Annotated in this window: 18 protein-coding genes; 7 read left to right on the forward strand and 11 right to left on the reverse strand. The window is 62.6% G+C overall.

The genetic code is table 11. The features are described from left to right. Window positions 1-16 precede the first annotated feature (16 nt). Window positions 17-718, reverse strand: coding sequence for an SDR family NAD(P)-dependent oxidoreductase (locus LDZ28_RS29095; protein ID WP_244831219.1), 702 nt, complete (start codon window positions 716-718; stop codon window positions 17-19). A 117-nt stretch (window positions 719-835) separates the two neighbouring features. Continuing rightward, on the reverse strand, window positions 836-1,738 hold the full coding sequence (locus LDZ28_RS29100; RefSeq protein ID WP_305038190.1) for an SDR family oxidoreductase: 903 nt from the start codon (window positions 1,736-1,738) through the stop codon (window positions 836-838). 307 nt (window positions 1,739-2,045) lie between these two features. On the opposite strand from LDZ28_RS29100, the gene LDZ28_RS29105 reads away from it, so the two are divergent. From LDZ28_RS29105 to LDZ28_RS29120, 4 genes are all read left to right on the forward strand, one after another. Then, on the forward strand, window positions 2,046-2,387 hold the full coding sequence (locus tag LDZ28_RS29105; protein WP_244831220.1) for a hypothetical protein: 342 nt from the start codon (window positions 2,046-2,048) through the stop codon (window positions 2,385-2,387). A 122-nt stretch (window positions 2,388-2,509) separates the two neighbouring features. After that, complete coding sequence (locus LDZ28_RS29110; RefSeq protein WP_244831221.1) at window positions 2,510-2,695, forward strand: DUF2934 domain-containing protein; 186 nt, start codon at window positions 2,510-2,512, stop codon at window positions 2,693-2,695. A gap of 105 nt (window positions 2,696-2,800) precedes the next feature. Next, window positions 2,801-3,172 carry a CidA/LrgA family protein gene (locus LDZ28_RS29115; RefSeq protein WP_244831222.1) on the forward strand — a complete coding sequence of 124 codons (372 nt, stop codon included), beginning with the start codon at window positions 2,801-2,803 and terminating at the stop codon, window positions 3,170-3,172. After that, window positions 3,169-3,903 (forward strand): LrgB family protein, encoded by a 735-nt coding sequence (locus LDZ28_RS29120; RefSeq protein WP_244831223.1) that lies wholly within the window; start codon window positions 3,169-3,171, stop codon window positions 3,901-3,903. The genes LDZ28_RS29115 and LDZ28_RS29120 overlap by 4 nt, the downstream gene beginning before the upstream one ends. A gap of 15 nt (window positions 3,904-3,918) precedes the next feature. On the opposite strand, the gene LDZ28_RS29125 is transcribed toward LDZ28_RS29120, so the two are convergent. The 4 genes from LDZ28_RS29125 to LDZ28_RS29140 form a co-directional block, all read right to left on the reverse strand. Continuing rightward, window positions 3,919-4,848, reverse strand: coding sequence for a LysR family transcriptional regulator (locus LDZ28_RS29125; protein WP_244831224.1), 930 nt, complete (start codon window positions 4,846-4,848; stop codon window positions 3,919-3,921). Between the two features lie 98 nt (window positions 4,849-4,946). Beyond that, window positions 4,947-6,065: a porin gene (locus LDZ28_RS29130; protein ID WP_244831225.1), complete on the reverse strand. Its 1,119-nt coding sequence runs from the start codon at window positions 6,063-6,065 to the stop codon at window positions 4,947-4,949. 171 nt (window positions 6,066-6,236) lie between these two features. Continuing rightward, complete coding sequence (locus LDZ28_RS29135) at window positions 6,237-6,935, reverse strand: VOC family protein (protein ID WP_244831226.1); 699 nt, start codon at window positions 6,933-6,935, stop codon at window positions 6,237-6,239. A 44-nt stretch (window positions 6,936-6,979) separates the two neighbouring features. Then, window positions 6,980-8,251 (reverse strand): MFS transporter, encoded by a 1,272-nt coding sequence (locus LDZ28_RS29140; protein WP_244831227.1) that lies wholly within the window; start codon window positions 8,249-8,251, stop codon window positions 6,980-6,982. 527 nt (window positions 8,252-8,778) lie between these two features. Between LDZ28_RS29140 and LDZ28_RS29145 the strand changes: the two genes are divergently transcribed. Next, a complete protein-coding gene (locus LDZ28_RS29145; protein WP_244831228.1) occupies window positions 8,779-9,288 on the forward strand; it encodes a redoxin domain-containing protein in 510 nt (169 codons plus the stop codon). Then, the gene (locus LDZ28_RS29150; RefSeq protein WP_244831229.1) at window positions 9,285-9,815 is read left to right on the forward strand and encodes a DsbA family protein; all 531 of its coding nucleotides are present in this window, start codon (window positions 9,285-9,287) and stop codon (window positions 9,813-9,815) included. The genes LDZ28_RS29145 and LDZ28_RS29150 overlap by 4 nt, the downstream gene beginning before the upstream one ends. Window positions 9,816-9,914: 99 nt before the next feature. On the opposite strand, the gene LDZ28_RS29155 is transcribed toward LDZ28_RS29150, so the two are convergent. The 5 genes from LDZ28_RS29155 to LDZ28_RS29175 all read right to left on the reverse strand — a co-directional run bounded on the left by LDZ28_RS29155 (window position 9,915) and on the right by LDZ28_RS29175 (window position 16,430). Then, window positions 9,915-12,176 carry a molybdopterin cofactor-binding domain-containing protein gene (locus LDZ28_RS29155; RefSeq protein ID WP_244831230.1) on the reverse strand — a complete coding sequence of 754 codons (2,262 nt, stop codon included), beginning with the start codon at window positions 12,174-12,176 and terminating at the stop codon, window positions 9,915-9,917. Further along, a complete protein-coding gene (locus LDZ28_RS29160) occupies window positions 12,173-12,649 on the reverse strand; it encodes a (2Fe-2S)-binding protein (RefSeq protein ID WP_244831231.1) in 477 nt (158 codons plus the stop codon). Before LDZ28_RS29160 ends, LDZ28_RS29155 begins: the two co-directional genes overlap by 4 nt. Beyond that, entirely contained in the window at window positions 12,646-13,866 is a 1,221-nt protein-coding gene (locus LDZ28_RS29165; protein ID WP_370652292.1) for a cytochrome c, read from the reverse strand. The genes LDZ28_RS29160 and LDZ28_RS29165 overlap by 4 nt, the downstream gene beginning before the upstream one ends. A 163-nt stretch (window positions 13,867-14,029) precedes the next feature. Beyond that, window positions 14,030-15,244, reverse strand: a complete 1,215-nt coding sequence (locus tag LDZ28_RS29170; RefSeq protein WP_244831233.1) for an MFS transporter — start codon at window positions 15,242-15,244, stop codon at window positions 14,030-14,032. Between the two features lie 37 nt (window positions 15,245-15,281). Continuing rightward, the gene (locus LDZ28_RS29175; protein WP_244831234.1) at window positions 15,282-16,430 is read right to left on the reverse strand and encodes an FAD binding domain-containing protein; all 1,149 of its coding nucleotides are present in this window, start codon (window positions 16,428-16,430) and stop codon (window positions 15,282-15,284) included. A 153-nt stretch (window positions 16,431-16,583) separates the two neighbouring features. Between LDZ28_RS29175 and LDZ28_RS29180 the strand changes: the two genes are divergently transcribed. Further along, window positions 16,584-17,513 carry a LysR family transcriptional regulator gene (locus tag LDZ28_RS29180; RefSeq protein WP_244831235.1) on the forward strand — a complete coding sequence of 310 codons (930 nt, stop codon included), beginning with the start codon at window positions 16,584-16,586 and terminating at the stop codon, window positions 17,511-17,513. Window positions 17,514-17,676: the final 163 nt, after the last annotated feature.

The following is a 17,676-nucleotide window of genomic DNA, read 5'->3' on the forward strand; positions in this document are numbered from 1 at the left end:
CGAAAGGAAAATCCCCTCAAAACGTCTCCACCCAAGGCCGAACCTCGATCTCCCAAGACCACGCACTGCGATGCTGTCGCAGCAAATCCAGATAAGTTTGCGCGATGGCATCCGGATCGAGCGTGCTGTCGGGCTTGTCCACGGGATCAGGCCGATGCTCCGCCCGCACGCCGCCATCGACGACGATATGCGCGACATGAATGCCCTTCGGCGCCAGTTCGCGCGCCGCGCTCTGCGCAAGACCGCGTAGCGCGAACTTGCCCATCGCGAAAGGCGCGGACAGCGCAAAGCCCTTGATACCCGCTGTCGCGCCCGTCAGCAGAATGGCGCCTTTGCCCGCCGGCGTCATGCGCTTCGCCGCTGCCTGCACCGCGTAGAACGCGCCCAACGCCGTGACGCCGAGCGCTTTCCCGACCTCCGCCGGATCGAGTTCTGCGATGGGACCGCGCACTCGCCCGCTCGCGTTGTACACGACGATCTCCGGCGCGCCGATGCGCGCTTCGGTTTCCGCAAGGAGCCGCTCGACCTGAGCGGGATCGGCGGCATCGACGGTCAGGGCGATGGCGCCGGTTTCATCGACGAGCGGCTTCAGCTTGTCGATGTTGCGCGCGGCAATCACGACCGGCAGACCGGCGTCGCGCAAAAGCCGGGTGAGCGATCCGCTGATGCCGGAGCCCGCTCCGATGATCAACGCGTTGCGGTAGGGCATCTCGGTCATGGTTTCTTCGCCTAAGGGAGCATGGTTCGGTTCGGTTCGGCTCTGGCGTCGAGGCGCCAGAGCCATGACGAGCATCATAAATGTTGATCGCGAATCGCGCCCGCCCGCACCGAGGCATCAAGGCAAGTGATTGCCGCCTGTCACACCATAGACTTCTCCGGTCACGAAACTAGACTCTTGCGATGCAAGCAGCACGTAAATGGGCGCGAGTTCGGCGGGCTGGCCGGGCCGCTTCATCGGCACTTCGGAACCGAATACCTCGATCTTGTCCTGCGGCTGGCCGCCGCTCGATTGCAACGGCGTCCACACCGGGCCCGGTGCGACCGCATTCACGCGCACGCCCTTCGATGCGACCTGTTTGGCGAGCGCATGCGTGAACGCAGTGATCGCGGCCTTCGAAGGCGCATAATCGAGCAAGGACGGGCTCGGCTGATAGCTCTGAATGGACGTCGTATTGATGATGGTCGCGCCCGGCGGCATATGCGGGAGCGCCGCCTTGCACAGCCAGAACATCGCGAAGACGTTCGTGCGGAAAGTGGCTTCGAATTGCTCTGTCGTCAGTTCGGCGATGGTTTCCACCGACGTTTGCTTGCCCGCCACGTTGACGAGAATATCCAGTCCACCCAGTTCGGCAACCGTGCGGCTGACGAGATCGCCGCAGAAGGTTTCGCTGCCGATGTCGCCTGGCAGCGCCACGGCTTTCACGCCTGCGGCTTGCACGAGTTCAAGCACTTCGCGCGCGTCCGGCTCCTCGGACGGCAAATAATTGAGGACGAGGTCCGCGCCCTCACGCGCAAAGGCAATCGCCACGGCGCGGCCAATGCCGCTGTCGGCGCCCGTGATCAGTGCGCGGCGGCCCTTGAGACGGCCGAACCCTTGATAGCTGTCCTCGCCGTGATCGGGACGCGGCTTCATGTCCCGAGCGAGGCCGGGCGCGGGCTGCGGCTGGCGCTCGAAGTCGGGACCGGGATACTGCTTGAGCGGGTCCTGCATCGTGTACTGGTTCTTCGTTGCGGTCATCGTTGCGTTCCTTACTTGCAAAAAGGGATGAGTGTTCGCGGCGTCATTTCAGGGCGCTGATTCTGGATTTAGCGTACGCGACGGTTACGGCTCGGCTCTGCAATGGCCATGCCTAGCGACAGCGGTAGTCGCTCGCAGCCCGATCCACAGTATTCCGATGCATGTGAAACGCACCGCGGCCGTGCGCTTGCGCACAGTCGTCGGAGAGAAAGTCCGTCCCGGCACGCCGCCTGCTTGTCGTAACTCAAATGCTGCAACGGAGAGAGCCATGAGATTCGCATTTCTTCAGAACGTGGACTTCGAACGCGTGTCATTCGACATGGGTCGCCAGTTTTCCCAGTTTCTGAAGGGGAAAGGCCTGGTCGATGAGGAAAGCGCTGCCCAAAGGAACATCGATTCCGCCGACGTATTCGGCGCGGTCGACGACAGCTTTTCCGAAGCGGTCAACTTTCGCTTCAATGTGCGTGGCGTGGAACACCGCGGAGCCGTCACGCACGACGCCTTGCGCGATCGTCACGGCGTGCCAGGTGTATCCGAGCCCGAACTCGCCCTGTTCATCAGGCATGCGCCGGCAATCGGCCGGGCGGCGATGATCAAGCAGGCGCGCAGCCGATCCGGCTTCGTCGTGCTGGAAAGTGGCGATCTATGACAAGACCTCGTTGGTCGGACTGGTATCGCGGCAATAAGCGTTGTTGAGGGTAATCACAATTGCCGGGGCTTCGACTTTAGGTAGCGCGTCGGCGCCGGTTCGTAGCCAATCATGGAGAAGACATGGAAGATCATAAGGAACAGGACCGCATTCGCCGCCGCGCCTATGAACTATGGGAGCGAGAAGGCAGCCCCGATGGACGTGCCGAAGAATTCTGGGAGCAGGCACGCACTCAACTGGAAGCCGAGGACCCGGATAGTTCCACGAGCGAAGAACCTGCCACGGCCAGCGCCACGCAAGGCAAATAACGTCTCTTCGCAGGCAAGGCATCCGATGCGTCACGCGGCGCATCGGAGTTCGATTGACTAGAATACGGGCGCAACGCGTTCTCTCAATCGGACCACACAGACTCCATGCTCGCAGCGCTAGCCACCTTGCTCGTCTTCCAGTGTCTGGGCGAAGGCGTCTCCTATTTGTTCGGCATTCCCGTTCCTGGACCTGTCGTCGGCATGCTCATGCTGCTCGGCTTTCTCGCGATACGTCCGCAGGCCGCCAACGCGCTCGAACCCACCGCGCTCGAAATACTCCGTCATCTTTCGCTACTGTTCGTGCCTGCAGGCGTCGGCATCATGGTGTCGGCGAAAGCGCTGAGTGGCGACCTCGTCGCGGTCGTCGTGGCCATCGCGGTTAGCACGACGCTGGCGATTGCGGTCACCGCGCTCGTCATGCGCGCGATGCTGCGCCGACAGCGCCGCCTCTCCAACGATACGAAAGGCGCCGCATGACCGCGATCCCACGCCTCGGAGGTATTTGGGTCTATCTGGCGGCCACGCCGCTGCTCGGGCTCACGATCACGCTGCTCGCTTACCTCATTGCGCAGCGCATCTACGCAGCCTTCAAATTCAATCCGCTGGCAAACCCGGTGTTGATCGCGGTGGCGATCGTCGTCGTCGTGCTAAAGACCAGCAACACGCCGTACGACACGTACTTCGATGGCGCGCAGTTCGTGCATTTTCTGCTCGGACCCGCGACCGTCGCGCTCGCGTTGCCGCTTTACCGGCAGCTTGCGAATCTGCGGCGGCTCGCGTTGCCGATCATCGTGAGCCTTGCGGCGGGCTCGTTGACGGCGATCGTCTCGGCGGTGTCGGTGGGCGCGCTCATGGGCGCATCGCGCCAGACGGTGGCATCGCTTGCGCCGAAGTCGGCTACGACGCCTATCGCCATGGCGGTTGCCAAACAGGTCGGCGGTGTGCCGTCGCTCACGGCGGTGCTGGTGATATCGACGGGCGTCTTCGGTGCGGTTGCCGCGCGGGGCATCCTCAACCTTCTCCGTGTGAACGAAGTCGAGGCGCGCGGGTTTGCGCTCGGCGTGGCGTCGCACGGCATCGGAACGGCGCGCGCGTTTCAGGTGAGCGAGGAGATGGGCGCGTTTGCCGGGCTTGGAATGGGGCTGAACGGTGTGTTCACGGCGTTCGTCGTGCCGGTGTTGTTGCCGATGCTGGCGCGGTTTGTTTGATGCGGTATCGACGGACTAAGGCCCGGTTCTGACCGCATGACCCGGCGCCGCAATCGCGCGCTGTGCGAAGTCTATGAACGCATGCACCTTCCGCGAATGACGCCGGTTAGGCAGGTAAGTCGCATAGACGAAAGCGTCGCCGCCTTCCGGCGTGACCTGCGCGCCGTCGAACAAGGCAGTCAACGATCCGTCGCGTACCGACGCCCCGACGAGCCATTGCGGCAGCAGAGCGATGCCCAGCCCGCCGAGCGCCGCGCCCGCGAGCATGTCGAGATTGTTCGTCAACAATTGACCGCCGACATCGACGGATTCGCTTCTGTCAGGGTAGCGGAATACCCACTTCTGCCGGTTCCCGGGCTTATACGCAAACCGCAGACAGTCGTGTGCAACGAGTTCCGAAGCTGTGTTTGGATGGCCTCGCCTCTGCAAGTACGCCGGACTTGCCACGACGCATCGCGCACTGTGGCCGAGCCGCTTCACGATGAGACGAGGGTCGGCGGTCGGCACGCCAACGCGCAAGGCCAGATCGATCTTCTCGCTGACCAGATCCATGTGACTGTCAGACACGACCAATTCCAGGTTCACGCGCGGATGCTGCTGTAGAAACGTCGCGATATGCGGGGCGATATGCAGCCGGCTATAAGTTGCCGATACGCTCACGCGCAACGAACCCATGGGATCGATACCGGTGTCGATGACGCTATCGTCGGCGCCCGCCAGATCGGCCAGCACCTGGCGCACTTGCTCGACGTAGGTCACGCCGGCGTCGGTGAGCGTGACGCTGCGCGTCGTGCGTGTCAGAAGCGACGTGCCGAGCGACGCTTCGAGTCCGTCCATCAGCCGCATGACGGAAGACGTCGTCTTGCCGAGTTCATGCGCGGCTGCCGTGAAGCCGCCGGATTCCGCTACCGCCAGCAAGGTTCTCAATGCCAACAGCTTGTCCATGTGCTCTCTATGAGTTCGACGCCGCGACCTTCGAGCGTCGCTGACAGTGTACTCATCCAGAAAGAGGAGGGCAGACTCGGTGCATCGAATGATCGCGTTCAGAACTTGTGACGAATGCCGAGCGTCACCACGAGCTGACGCTTGCTGCTCGACGGTCCGTAGCCGAGCACGGTGGCGTGCGTGGCATCGCCCGCAGCTTGCTGGGCGAAGGCGAGCATGGCGATATCCGTGCGCTTCGAAAGAATGTAATCGACCGTGACGTTCAGCTCGTGCCACATCGGCGACTGGTCGGGATTGTCGTATTTCCCGCGCGTGAAAACGTAGGCGGTGCCGATCAGCAAGTCGGGCCGAATGTTGTAGTTGACGCTCACGTTGAAGTTTTTCAGATTCAGATGACTCTGGTCGAGATAGCTGTAATCCACGTTCGTGAACATTGCGCCTAAGCGAAGCGGGCCTGCTACATAGAAGCCGCCGGTGCCGAGAATTCTTTGTTTGCTGGCATAGGCCTTCGAAGGCAACGCGCTGTGCGTGAATAGCAGGTACGTGGGCGAGTAATCGTTGTCGACGGCGCCCGTTTGGTTGGTGTTGCTGTAGGGCGAGTCGTACTCCGCATACGCAACGTTCCAGTTGAAGGGACCGTGGTCGTATCGGAGGCCGAGGCTGAAGGCACGGTTGTCCGCAAAGCCGCCGGATGAGTTGCTGAAGCCATACAAGGCAGTGGCCTTGATACCGTGGAAGTCCGGGCTCGCATACTTCAACGAATTCTGAATGCGAATATTGTTGAAGGTGTTGTCGCTATCGCCAATACTCCCGAGCCAGCTCCATGCCGTATTGGGTCCCAGATAGTCGACGACGGCATCGTACTGACGGCCAGCGGTAAGCGTACCCCACGCGTCGCTCGAAAGGCCGACAAAAGCCTGTCTGCCGAACTCGCGGCCGTTGTTGCTCAATGCGCCGTTCAACGCATTGAAGCCGTTTTCTAGCGTGAATACTGCCTTCAGGCCCGAGCCGAGATCTTCGATCCCACGCAGTCCCCAGCGCGGGCTCTGATTTTGTCCGGTGATGGCCTGATACGTATGATGACCGGATTGATTCGGCGAATAAGCGACGCCCACCGATATCAACCCGTACAACGTAACGCTGCTTTGCGCATGCGCAATCGGGACTTGCAGGCCAGTCAAAAGTCCTGCCGCAACAGCGAGGTGCTTGAACTTCACGTGATACTCCATGATTTTGGCGCGACAAACGGGCTCGTCATGGTCGCGACGATCGATATCGGCAATACGAAATGGGTCGATGCGGTTGTCCCACCCGTCACGGTGAGACGGACGTGGGCGTCGGGCTAAAGGCCGGTCACTGCCTTTGCGCCGTTTGCGATGTCGGGAAGCTCAAAGCTGCACGGACGCGCGGCGGATCTCCCGTTCTCCGTCGCTCGTTCTCACGCCGAGCGCATAAAATCCCGAGGTCTTGCCGTTGTAACGAATCTCGAACGGGAAATCGGAAGGTCGTGCAATCTCGCCGAGCCACTTGGCCAGCGCGCTTTCGTCTTCGCCGATCTCGATCCAGTCGAGACCTTCGCCGCGTACGCTTCCAGTTCCCGGTTCCACGGGCAGACTCGCGGTATGCGGAGCGTTACCGGGCTTGAAGTACAAATTTGGCTTGCCAATAGGCCACGCTGTCATCGCGCTGGGCGTTTGCAGCGCAAAGCCGCGATTGCCGTTCATCATCTGGCGCCCGGCATCCTTGCCGGTCGTGCTTTCATCGATCACTGTTCCGTGATGCCGGGCGAACGCTTTCAGTTCATCGAGCGAATCGGTCCGCAGGCACCAGCCGACGAAACAGTCGCCATTTCGTGTCTGTTGCTCGAAAAACCTTGGCAGAGGTTGATCGCGCTGGAGAACGGTGTGATCGACGATTCCTTCCACTTCGATATAGATATCCGGCGCGAGCGGTACGACTTTATGGCCGATGCCGTAGAGTGGAAAGAAGCCGCCGTCGTAGTTGCCTAAGCCGGTTTCACGGCTGAGCCGGAACGTGGCTTCATAGACGTTGAGCGCTGCAAGGCAGACATGGTCGAAGTGGATCATTGCGTCATTCCTGATGAAGTAATACGTACTCGTTATGTGACTGCTCAATCGGTCGAGGTCAGTCCGAAGTTCTCTTGCCGGTGCGCGTCGCCAGCGGTGCCGTCGTAACGTGGCAGCAAGAGGAAAGTGAAGGCGGCGCCAGCGGCCAGCGCGGCGCACAGCACGAGCGCCGGTTGATAGCTGCCGAGACGATCCGCGAGCCAGCCGATACCAAGCGGGCCCACACCGGCCGCGATGCACAGCGAGCCGTACTGCCATGCATAAGCGCGTGGAAACATGCGCAACCCGAAGTAGCGAGTGCACATATAAGCGACCAAATCGATCTCTCCGCCGAATGCCCAGCCGACCGTGAAGGCATAGAGCGGTGCAAAGGCGAGGCCGCCCAGTTTGAGCGACAGGACGCCGCCCATCCCGACGAGGCAGGAGAACGCCATGAGGCGCGGCGCATGCACGTGGTCGGAGAGCCAACCGACGATCAGGCGCACGCAGATCGTGCCCACGCCGATCAGGCTCATATACTTCGCCGCCGAGGTCGGTGTCGCACCGAGTTCGCGAAGCATCGGCGCCATGTGCTGCGCGCTGCCTGCAACGAATAGCGTCGACAACGTGAAGGCCACGAACATGAGCCAAAAGGTCCGGCTTCGCTTGACCGCGGCAAACTCCTTCGCCAGCGCTTCCGGATCGGCGACTTCGGGATTGTTTGAAGCGTTCGAGATGTCTTGCTGATTGTCCCGAAGGATCAGGAGCGAGACGGGTGCACCAATAGCCGCGATCGCCGCGAGCATCAGATAACCGGCATGCCAGCCGGATCGGGCGATCGTCATGGCGATGATCGGCGGCAAAATGGCTCCGCACAGTCCCAGCCCGACTTGTGTCAGACCCAGCGCGAATCCCCGACTGCGGTCGAACCAGCCGCTGATTACCCGTGTGAACGTGAGGCCGCTTGTGCCGCCGCCGAAGAAACCGGCCAGGCCCACGAGCACGATATACGCGATGGGCGTGGAGATGAACGCCGCCATCCCTGCAAAGCACGCAGCCAGAGCGAGGGCGCTGCCTGCTGCGGTGCGGGCGGCGCCGAAACGCGAAAGCAGCCGTCCCCACATTTGCAGGCCAATGGCGAGTCCGAGCGTGAATGCCAGATAGCCCGCGCCGTATTGCGTCTTCGTCAGGCCGACCGCACTTTGCAGGTCTTTGGCGAACAGGCCGAGATTGTAGGAGCCCAGGCCGATTACGCCAATTCCAAGGCCGACGGTCGAGCCGATCAACTGCGCCCATCCGCGTCTGAATTCGCCTGGTGTGTTCGTTGAAACATTCATGGAAGCAATCGCCAATTATCGGTTGATCAATAAAAATTCGGCACGACGCGTAAATGTGCGCAGCGTTGAGCGTTCAGCAAGGCAGACAGCTCAAGATGGAACAGAACTCACGATTCCACTTGAACCGGAGGACACCGGTGTATCTCCACTTGTTATGTAGCTTATTGATGCCAAAAAAATTGATAAACGGGGCTTCAAGGCAACGCAGCATTGCATTCGCTGCCATGCAGAGAGGGTGAAGCGGCGCCGAAGCGGGCGCGCCAATGCCGGCAGAATAGGGACGAGAAGAGGAAAGACGGAGTCGCGGTGGCAACTCAAGCATCGCCCACTCATCCATTCTTTGCAAAACTGTTCCGAAACGCACGGCAGCGTCGCCGACTATACGAAGGTCTATAAAAATCCACCTCGGTCGTGATCCGGCAATCCCCACGGATAGCTTTTTACGCAGCGCCATCCGGCCTATCCTCCTCTACACGACGACCGCTGCGGCAGGGCGGTTCACCCACATCGGAGGAAACAAGCCGGCCATGACCACCTCGCTTTCTCACGCGGCACCCATCGTTCAGATTGGCACGAGCGCGCCGGACTTCACCTTGCAGGCCACGCCGGATCAGAAAATCTCGCTCTCCGAATTGCGCGGCACGCCGGTAGTCATCGCGTTTTATCCGGCGGACTGGAGTCCAGTTTGCGGCGATGAACTCGGTCTCTTCAACGCCGCGCTATCGTCGATCCATCGGCTGGGTGCGCAGCTCGTCGGCATCTCCGTGGATAGCGCGTGGTCGCACGCGGCGTTCGCATCGCAACGCAAGCTGCACTTTCCACTGCTCGCCGACTTCGAGCCGAAAGGCGAAGTGGCGCGACGCTACGGCGTGTATCGCGTGGCCGAAGGCGTCGCCGAGCGCGCGTTGTTCGTGCTCGATGCCAACGGCGTGGTGCGCTGGGCCTACGTTTCTCCGATCACCGTGAATCCGGGCGTCGATGGAATCCTCGACGCGCTCGAGCAATTGAACTCATCCACGAAACAGGACGCGCAATGAGCCATCTCTCTCCGCCGGTCGGCCCGCTCGATCACATTCAGGGCGACGCTGAAGCACCCGTGACGCTCGTCGAATACGGCGATTTCGAATGCCCCTATTGCGGCGCCGAGTACGGCGTAATCAAGGCCGTGCAGGCGGCCATGGGCGCGCAATTGCGGTTCGTCTTCCGGCATTTTCCGTTGACCGACATGCACGCGCATGCGCTTCATGCGGCCGAGTTCGCGGAAGCCGCAGCGAGCATCGGCAAGTTCTGGGAAGCGCACGACGTGCTGTATGAGCATCAGGCGTCGCTTGGCGATCGCGCGCTCGCGCAATACGCGGCGCAACTCGGCGTGCCCGCGCACGCGCTTTCGAATGCGTTCGATGGCGCCTTCGACGCGCGCATCCAGCAAGACTTCGATGGCGGCTTGCGAAGCGGCGTGAATGGCACGCCGACGTTGTTCATCAACGGGCATCGCTATGACGGCGAGCGCGATGCGGCGAGCTTGCTCGAAGCGTTGCGGGCGGTGCTCGATCGCGTGCAATAACCGAAGCACGAGCGCCTCAAGTCTCCCGGGGCGTTGCATTGCGTGAGTTCTCGTCAGCCAGCGGCTTGCGTTTCAACCCGCTGCATTCGTGCGCGGCGGCTAGTCCAACCGCCGCCGCAGCCCGTCGCCCGCTAGCGGCATGTCACGCAGCCTCTTCCCCGTGGCGTCGAAGAGCGCGTTGCCGAGCGCGCCCGCGGTCGGTCCCATCGACGCTTCCGCTGCACCGAGAAACGGCGCGCCCGGTCTATCGATCAGATGCACGTTGACCGCGCGGGGCACGGCGGAAAATCGCAGGATCGGGTAACTGCTCCAGTCGAAGCTGCGGATGCGCTTCGTGTCGAACTGCAATTCCTCGTACAGCGTCCAGCTCGCCGATTGCAGCACTCCGCCCTCGATCTGATTGCGAATACCGTCGGGATTCACGATCTGCCCGGAATCCACCGCGACCTCGGCATGTTCCAGCACCACCTGACCGGTTTCGGGAACCACGGACACCTCGACCGCTATCGCCACATAAGCCATCAGATTCTTGTATTTGGCGAATGCGAAGCCGACGCCGTGATTGCGCTTGCGCGGCGCACGCGGCCAGCCGAACTTCTCCGCCGCAAGCGCGATGACATCGCGGGCGCGCGGGTCGTGCATATGCTTCAGCCGGAACGCGACGGGGTCCGCGTTTGCGGCGGCCGCCAGTTCGTCCATGAACATCTCGATGGTGAACACGTTCATATGCGCGCCGAGCGAACGCATGGCTGACGTATGCAGCGGCATCGTCGGCGAGAAGTTGTTCATCACGTGAAGATTGGGGAACGTGTAGAGCGGAATGGCGTTGCGGTCGCCGCCGCCTTCAGGCTGCACCATCGGCGTCGAAGGCGCGGGCGCGAACGGATGTTCCAGCATCTGCGCCGGAATCAACCGGCCCGCGTTCACAATCCGCTCGTTATGCGAGCTGCTCCAAAGCGCATAATTCCAGTCGACGATATTCCCGCCAGCGTCGAGCGACGCGCTCAATTCAGTGACCATCGCGGGCGTGTAGTGGTCCCACGTGTGCTCCTGTTCGCGCATCCATTGCACGCGCACGGGCTGGCCTTCCATTTCCCGTGCGATGAGCGCGGCGTGCGCGGCGACATCGTCCGCGCCGTTGTGACCGTAGCAGCCCGATCCTTCGACATGGATGCAACGTACCTTTTCCTTCGGCATGGACAGCATCTCGGCGAGGCCGTCGCGTAACGGATACACGCCTTGCGAATGCGTCCATACAGTCATCGCGCCGTGCTCGAACATAGCGACGGCGCAGGATGGTCCGATCGAGCCGTGCATCATGTAGCGGCGCGTGTAGCGAGCGTCGAGCGTCTTTGCCGGCGTGCCAGCCGCGCCGTGTGTATCGGCGATCTCGATATGCTGCGTCGAGATCGTCTTCAAATCGCGATGCACGGTGGCCGGATCGGGTAAGGCGCGCCCCGCGCTCCACTGGCTTCCCGCGGCGAGCGCGCGTTGCGCCTGCACCGCTTGCCATTCGCCTTTGGCCACCACGGCAAGCATGCTGCCGTTTCTGATGACCTTGATGACGCCCGGCATCTTCATGATGGCGGGCGTGTTGGTTTCCATGAGCCGCGCCTCGTACACGGGCGGCATCACCACGCGGGCGTGGACCATGCCGGGCATCGTCATGTCCTGAACATAGCTCACGCCGCCCGTGACCTTGCGCGGAATATCCACGCGCGGCAACGACGTGCCGATCATGTCGAAGCTCGCGGGATTCTTGAGCGGCGAGACCGCCGACGCCACGCGATGCAGATCGATCATGCCGACCGCTTCGCCGTACGTCATGCTTCGTCCGTCTGGCGCTTCGATGACCGCATCGTGCGTGCGGAGCACATTGCTGGCGACGCCGAAATGACGAGCGGCCGCATCGACGAGAAGCCCGCGCACTTGTGCCGATGCGTTCAGCAACGCGCTGCCGCTATCGGCAATGGTGTGACTGCCCGCGGTGAGGCCTTCGTCCGGCGAGGCGCCCGTATCGGCGGTGAGGAAGTCGATGAGCGCGGGCGCCATGTCCAGTTCCTCCGCGGCGATCTGCAGGAGCGCGGTTCGCACGCCCGTGCCTAGCTCGACCTTGCCGGTGTAGACGGTGACCTTGCCCGTACGATCGATCTTGATCCACGAATCGAGATACGGATTGGTCTTAAGGCTGCCCGCGAGCGCCTGCGTCGCCCGGCCGATGTGCACTTCGGCGCCTTCGTCGGCGATCACTTCCTGAGCCATGGCGCTCACGCCGGGAAGCATGCTGAAGCTCACGACGAGCGCGCCGGACATGAGAAAGCGCCGCCGTTTCTCGTCGATCCTGTCTTCCGCGACGCTCATTGCGCGCCTCCGTTCGGTGCGCTCAGATGCGCGACTTCGCGGATCGCGGCGAGAATCCGCATGTGCGTGCCGCACCGGCAAAGGTTCGGCTCCATGTGTTCGAGCAGTTCGCTCTCGGTCGGATGCGGATTGCGGTCGATGAGCGCCTGCGCGCGCATGATCATGCCGGCGATGCAGTAGCCGCACTGCGCGGCCTGATGATCGATGAACGCTTTTTGCAGCGCGCCGGGATGCTGGATCGTGCCGAGACTCTCGATGGTCCGCACAGGCCGCTTGCCGATGGCCGCGACAGGAATCAGACATGAGAACACGGCTTCGCCATCCACGATCACGGTGCAAGCGCCGCATTGCCCGAGGCCGCAGCCGAACTTCGCGCCATGCAGTTGCAGGTTCTCGCGCAGGGCATAGAGCAGCGGTGTCGAAGGATCGATGTCGAGCGCGTGCTGCGCGCCGTTGACGGTGAGGTTGATCATCGCGCGTGATTCTCCTTTCTGATGCTGGCCGCCATGGCGTCGATGCCGGTCCACGGATCGCGTTGCGAGTACGTCGCCCGAATGTAGGACGCGAGATCGGCGATCTGCCGGTCGTCGTAGATCTGGCCGAAGCCGGGCATGTAGTTCGTGCTGTCTTCGCCATGCCAGCCGTTGCCGCTCAACATCATCTGGATTGCGTTGCGCGGCGTCGCGGCATCGACGGCGCTGCTGAACGCGAGCGTGGGGCGCTCGCCGATAGACTGCATCGGCGCGGCCGGGCCGTGGCATTGCGCGCACGATGCGGCGAAGAGCGTCGCGCCACGTCGTATCGCGGGCGATGTGCCTTCCGGCGCGACGCCAATGGCGATGGCGGGCCGTGCTTTCTGTATCGACATGAGATACGCGGCGATTGCCTGCACGTCTTCTTCGGGCACGGTTGCGAGATCGCGCGTGACGGGCAGCATGGGGCCGGCGGCCGCGCCGTGTTCGCTCGCGCGACCGGTACGCAGATACGTCACGAGTTGCTCGCGCGTCCACGGCTTCGGCGCTGCATACAGTGCGTTGAGCGCGGGCGCTTCCCAGCCGTCGACGATGCCGCCATCGAACGCATGCCCGGCCTTTTCTCCGCCAATCGGATTGAGCGGCGAATGACATGATGCACAGTGACCGAGGCCATCCACGAGCAGCTTGCCGCGATTCCATTCGGCATCTTTGGATGCATCCGGGTGCTCCGCGCCCGGCCGCAAGAAGAGAACGTTCCAGAAGGCGAGCAAGGGCCGGAAGTTCAACGGAAAGATGAGTCGATTGGCGGGCGCACTCGCTTTCACGGGTTCGCGCGTCATCAGGTAGGCATAGGCTGCCGCGATATCGCTGTCAGGCATACGCGTGAAGTGGATATACGGAAAGGCGGGATACAGCAGGTGCCCGTCGCGCGCGATTCCATGGCGCAACGCGCGCGTGAAGGCTTCGAGCGACCAGTCGCCGATGCCTGTCGCAACGTCCGACGTGATGTTGGTCGCGTAGATCGTGCCGAAGGGCGTGGCGAGCGGCAGGCCGCCCGCGAACGGCTTGCCGCCCTTGGCCGTGTGACACACGATGCAGTCGCCCAACGCGACGATGCGCGCGCCCGCGAGCCGCGTGTTTGCGTCGAACGACGCCGGCGCGGGTGGCGTGACCGGTGCGATGGCCGGTTGCCACATCAGCCATGCGGCGATCATCAGCGCGGCGGCGATCACCACGCTTACGCCCGCCAGCAATCGGGACTTGCGAGTCATTCACGCACCTTTGGAAGTGGTCATGCAACTACCGGTCAAAGTATCGACCGCCCGCGAAAATGTCCTGAAGCGGCGCTGAAATCTTGTTAAGGCAAACGAGCTTTCATTAAGCGTGACGAGCCGCATGTCGCCGTCCGATGGCGAGATAGTGCGTGAGCGCGATCAACGGAAACGCCGTTGCCACCGTTGCCACCAGCGGCCAGCCGCCATGCTCGTAAAGCGGACTCGCCAGCGCCGATCCGACCGCGCCGCCCACGAAGATGCTCGTCATGTAAAGCGCGTTGAGACGATTGCGGCTCGCCGCGTGCAGCGCATAGATCTCGCGCTGGCCGAGCACCATGTTCATCTGCACGCCGAAGTCGAGCACGATGCCTGTCGCCACCAATCCGATCACGCCCCACGCCGGATGAATCAACGCCGGCGCGTATGCCAGCGCGCCTACCACCAACGCGATGAGCGTCGCGCGCACCGTGTGGCCCGCATCCGCGAGCCGTCCCGCTACCGGTGCCGACGTCGCGCCTATCGCGCCGACCAGCGCGAAGATGCCGATCTGCGTTTGCGACAGTCCGAAGTGACGCGTCAACTCGACGGGAATCGCGGTCCAGAAAAGGCTGAACGAAGCGAACATGAGCGCCTGATAAAACGAACGATGTCGCAAGACGGGCATCGTGCGAATCAAGTGTCCAAGCGAGCCGATGAGTTCGAAATACGTGGCCTTGTGATCCGGCTGGCGACGCGGAATGGTCAACGCGAGCACGCTCGTGACGACCGCCATCAACACGGCCGCGCAGCCGAATACCGCGCGCCAGCCGAAGTGACCGGCGACCACGCTCGATATGGGGCGCGACAGCAAAATGCCGAGCAAGAGTCCGCTCATGATGGTGCCGACCACCTTGCCGCGCGACTCGTCGGGCGCGAGATGCGCGGCAAGCGGAATCAGAATCTGCACGGCAACCGAACTGAAGCCGACCAGGAGCGAGACGCCGAGAAACAAGCCCGCCTGATGCGTGAACGCCGCGGCGGCAAGGCTCGCGATCGACACCAGCGCGGTGATGATCATCAACTTGCGGTTTTCCAGCAGGTCGCCGAGCGGTACGAGAAAGAACAGGCCGATTGCATAGCCGATCTGCGTGAGCGACACGATCATGCTCGCCGCGCCGCCCGACATATGGATGTCCGGTGCAATCAACTCGGTGATCGGCTGCGCATAGTAAAGATTCGCGACGATAGCGCCGCAACAGAACGCGAACAACGCAATGAGCCCGCGTGTCAGCTTGACGGGGCTGCTACTGCCCGTCGTGGTGGATGCCTGGGTCGACATGACGACTCCTCGAATCAAAAAGAAGAAAGCGGCGCGCTCAATGCCCGACCTTCATCAGGCGGTTGCCGAGCGAAATTCCTAGATCGGTCATGCGCCGGCCGAGTTGCAATTGCTGATGCTCCCAGCGTCGCAAAGCGGTATCGATGGTCTCGCCGCCATCCGCCACCGCCGACAACGCCAGCGCCAGCGCATGTGCGTTGGCCGCCGCCTTGGCGGTGCTGCCCGCCGTATGCGGCCGTGGCACGGACGCCGCATCGCCCAGCAGCAGCGCACGGCCGAACACCATTTGCGGCGAGCGCAGATCGACGATCGGCTGCATGAACGGATCGTCCGTGGATTCGACGAGTGCGCGGAAAGTCGGGCCAAGCATGGTCCGCGCTTCGTCGCGCAACTGAACGATGTCGGCGTTCTTGGTCGAACCCGGCGGCAACGAAAACGCGCGCTTCTCGCCATGACGATCGACGAGCAGTTCACCGAGCCGTTCGGCGCCGTACTTGCGATACCAGACCCAGTTCCAGCGACGCTCGCCTGGCACGGTCGAATCGTCATCGCCGGGAATGAGGTATGAAAGCCCCGAGTGCCCGTCGCCGTCCTGAAACGCGAAGCGGTCGCGCAGCATGTTCGCGGCGAAGATCGGCAGGTCGGGTTCCTCGACGAGTCCGCGCCACGCCACGTAACCTGCATAGACCGGCACGATCTCGGGCAAGAGCCGCCGCCTGAGTGTCGAGCGGATACCGTCCGCGCCGATCAGCAGATCGGCCTCGACGCTGCGGCCGCTTTCGAAGCGCGCGACGACGCGCTCGCCGTCCTGATCGAAATCGACGAAGGTCTCGCCCGCATGAAGCGCCTGCGCGGGCAAGGCGTTTTTCATCGCGCGATAGAGCAGGCTCCACGACGTCTGCATCTGCGGCATGTGGAACTGTTCGAGCACGCGGTCTTCGCGATCCAGATAGATGCGATCGCCCGAATTCACGCCCGGCGGATTCGGCACCGCGACGCCCGCAAATGCGAGCGCTTCCAGCACATCCGGCTGCAACACGACTCCGCCACCCCGGCTTTCGAGCTGGTTCGGCGAAGTTTCGAAAACATCGGCATGCCAGCCTGCCGCGCGCAGGGCGTTGGCCGTGAGCAAGCCGCCAAGCGATCCGCCGATGACGACGGCACGCGGTTTATCGAACGCGTTCATGCTGCTTTCCTTTGCGCCGCTAAACGCCGCGCGGTGATGAACCCTTCTGGAGCCGATGCACGCAGCTTATGCGTTGCGTCGCGATTGTTGAATATGGATAGAATGCAAGTTCGCGTTGCGTCGGGCGCAACGAAACGTGGATTACGGGCGAACATGGACAAGCTCCTCGCGGTCAGGACGCTGCTGGAAGTCGCGGAGGCTGGCGGCTTCTCGAAGGCAGCGCAACGTCTGGGCGTAGCCACGTCATCGGTCACGCGTCTCATGGATTCGCTCGAAGACTCGCTCGGCGCCGCGCTGCTCACGCGCACGCCGCGCAAAGTCAGCCTCACGGATGCCGGAATCGCGTATGTCGAGCAGGTTTCGAAAGTGCTCGACGACCTCGCCGAAGCCGACGAAAGCGTATTCGACAGCGGCGCGGCGCCCGTGGGCACGCTCAGGATCTCGGCGCCGTCCACGTACAGCCGCCTGTGCCTCGCCCCGCATTTCGCGGCGTTTCTCGCGGAGCATCCGCGCGTGTTTCTCGATGTCGTCATCGCCGATCACTTCACGGACCTCGCGCTCGATCGAATCGATGTTGCGGTCCGCATCGGCCGCGCCGACCGCGACGCCAATCTCATCGTCAAAAAGCTCGCGGACAATCCGCGCCATGTCGTGGCAAGCCACGCGTATCTCGCCCGCAACGGCACGCCGCAGACACCGCAGGACCTCGACGCGCACGAGTGCCTGCGCTTCGCGTACGGCGGCGGCTATCGCACGCGCCAGGTCTGGACCTTCCGGCGCGATGGCGACGAACAGCGTGTCGATGTGCGCGGTCATCTGCTGTCGAATAATCTCGACATCCTTCTCGAAAGCGTCGTATCCGGACGAGGCATTGCGTTGCTGCCCGAATGGCAAGTCGCGCCCGACATTCGCACGGGCCGCGTGGTGCGTCTCTTCGAACAGTTCGACGCCAGTCCTCACTCGGGCGATGCCGTGGTCTACGCCGCGTATCTGTCCAATCGCCGGCAATCCAGCAAGGTGCGCGCGCTCGTGCAGTTTCTCGAAACGCGTCTGCGCGCTTCGGGCGAAGACCGAGGCTCTTGAACTGAGTGCAGTGTAGGAACGCCGCGCGGCTAAAGTCCTGCAAAAAACGTGAAATGTTCTGAGGCGGCGCGTGGGCGCGGGAAAGACGCTTGAACGACATGCTTCGCCGCGCATCGGATTAAGAAGTTTTAAGGACCGTCGCGCTTAGTTGGCGCTTAGTTGG

It is taken from the genome of Caballeronia sp. TF1N1, from assembly GCF_022878925.1.
In the GTDB taxonomy this organism is placed as follows: Bacteria; Pseudomonadota; Gammaproteobacteria; order Burkholderiales; family Burkholderiaceae; genus Caballeronia.

Excerpts from the sequence above, each read along its gene's own strand:
- LDZ28_RS29145 (WP_244831228.1), top strand. The coding sequence starts at position 8,779 with ATGACCACCTCGCTTTCTCACGCGGCACCCATCGTTCAGATTGGCACG.
- LDZ28_RS29135 (WP_244831226.1), bottom strand. The coding sequence starts at position 6,935 with ATGATCCACTTCGACCATGTCTGCCTTGCAGCGCTCAACGTCTATGAA.
- LDZ28_RS29180 (WP_244831235.1), top strand. The coding sequence starts at position 16,584 with ATGGACAAGCTCCTCGCGGTCAGGACGCTGCTGGAAGTCGCGGAGGCT.
- LDZ28_RS29175 (WP_244831234.1), bottom strand. The coding sequence starts at position 16,430 with ATGAACGCGTTCGATAAACCGCGTGCCGTCGTCATCGGCGGATCGCTT.
- LDZ28_RS29110 (WP_244831221.1), top strand. The coding sequence starts at position 2,510 with ATGGAAGATCATAAGGAACAGGACCGCATTCGCCGCCGCGCCTATGAA.
- LDZ28_RS29160 (WP_244831231.1), bottom strand. The coding sequence starts at position 12,649 with ATGATCAACCTCACCGTCAACGGCGCGCAGCACGCGCTCGACATCGAT.
- LDZ28_RS29120 (WP_244831223.1), top strand. The coding sequence starts at position 3,169 with ATGACCGCGATCCCACGCCTCGGAGGTATTTGGGTCTATCTGGCGGCC.
- LDZ28_RS29170 (WP_244831233.1), bottom strand. The coding sequence starts at position 15,244 with ATGTCGACCCAGGCATCCACCACGACGGGCAGTAGCAGCCCCGTCAAG.
- LDZ28_RS29150 (WP_244831229.1), top strand. The coding sequence starts at position 9,285 with ATGAGCCATCTCTCTCCGCCGGTCGGCCCGCTCGATCACATTCAGGGC.
- LDZ28_RS29095 (WP_244831219.1), bottom strand. The coding sequence starts at position 718 with ATGACCGAGATGCCCTACCGCAACGCGTTGATCATCGGAGCGGGCTCC.
- LDZ28_RS29100 (WP_305038190.1), bottom strand. The coding sequence starts at position 1,738 with ATGACCGCAACGAAGAACCAGTACACGATGCAGGACCCGCTCAAGCAG.
- LDZ28_RS29155 (WP_244831230.1), bottom strand. The coding sequence starts at position 12,176 with ATGAGCGTCGCGGAAGACAGGATCGACGAGAAACGGCGGCGCTTTCTC.
- LDZ28_RS29125 (WP_244831224.1), bottom strand. The coding sequence starts at position 4,848 with ATGGACAAGCTGTTGGCATTGAGAACCTTGCTGGCGGTAGCGGAATCC.
- LDZ28_RS29140 (WP_244831227.1), bottom strand. The coding sequence starts at position 8,251 with ATGAATGTTTCAACGAACACACCAGGCGAATTCAGACGCGGATGGGCG.
- LDZ28_RS29165 (WP_370652292.1), bottom strand. The coding sequence starts at position 13,866 with ATGATCGCCGCATGGCTGATGTGGCAACCGGCCATCGCACCGGTCACG.
- LDZ28_RS29115 (WP_244831222.1), top strand. The coding sequence starts at position 2,801 with ATGCTCGCAGCGCTAGCCACCTTGCTCGTCTTCCAGTGTCTGGGCGAA.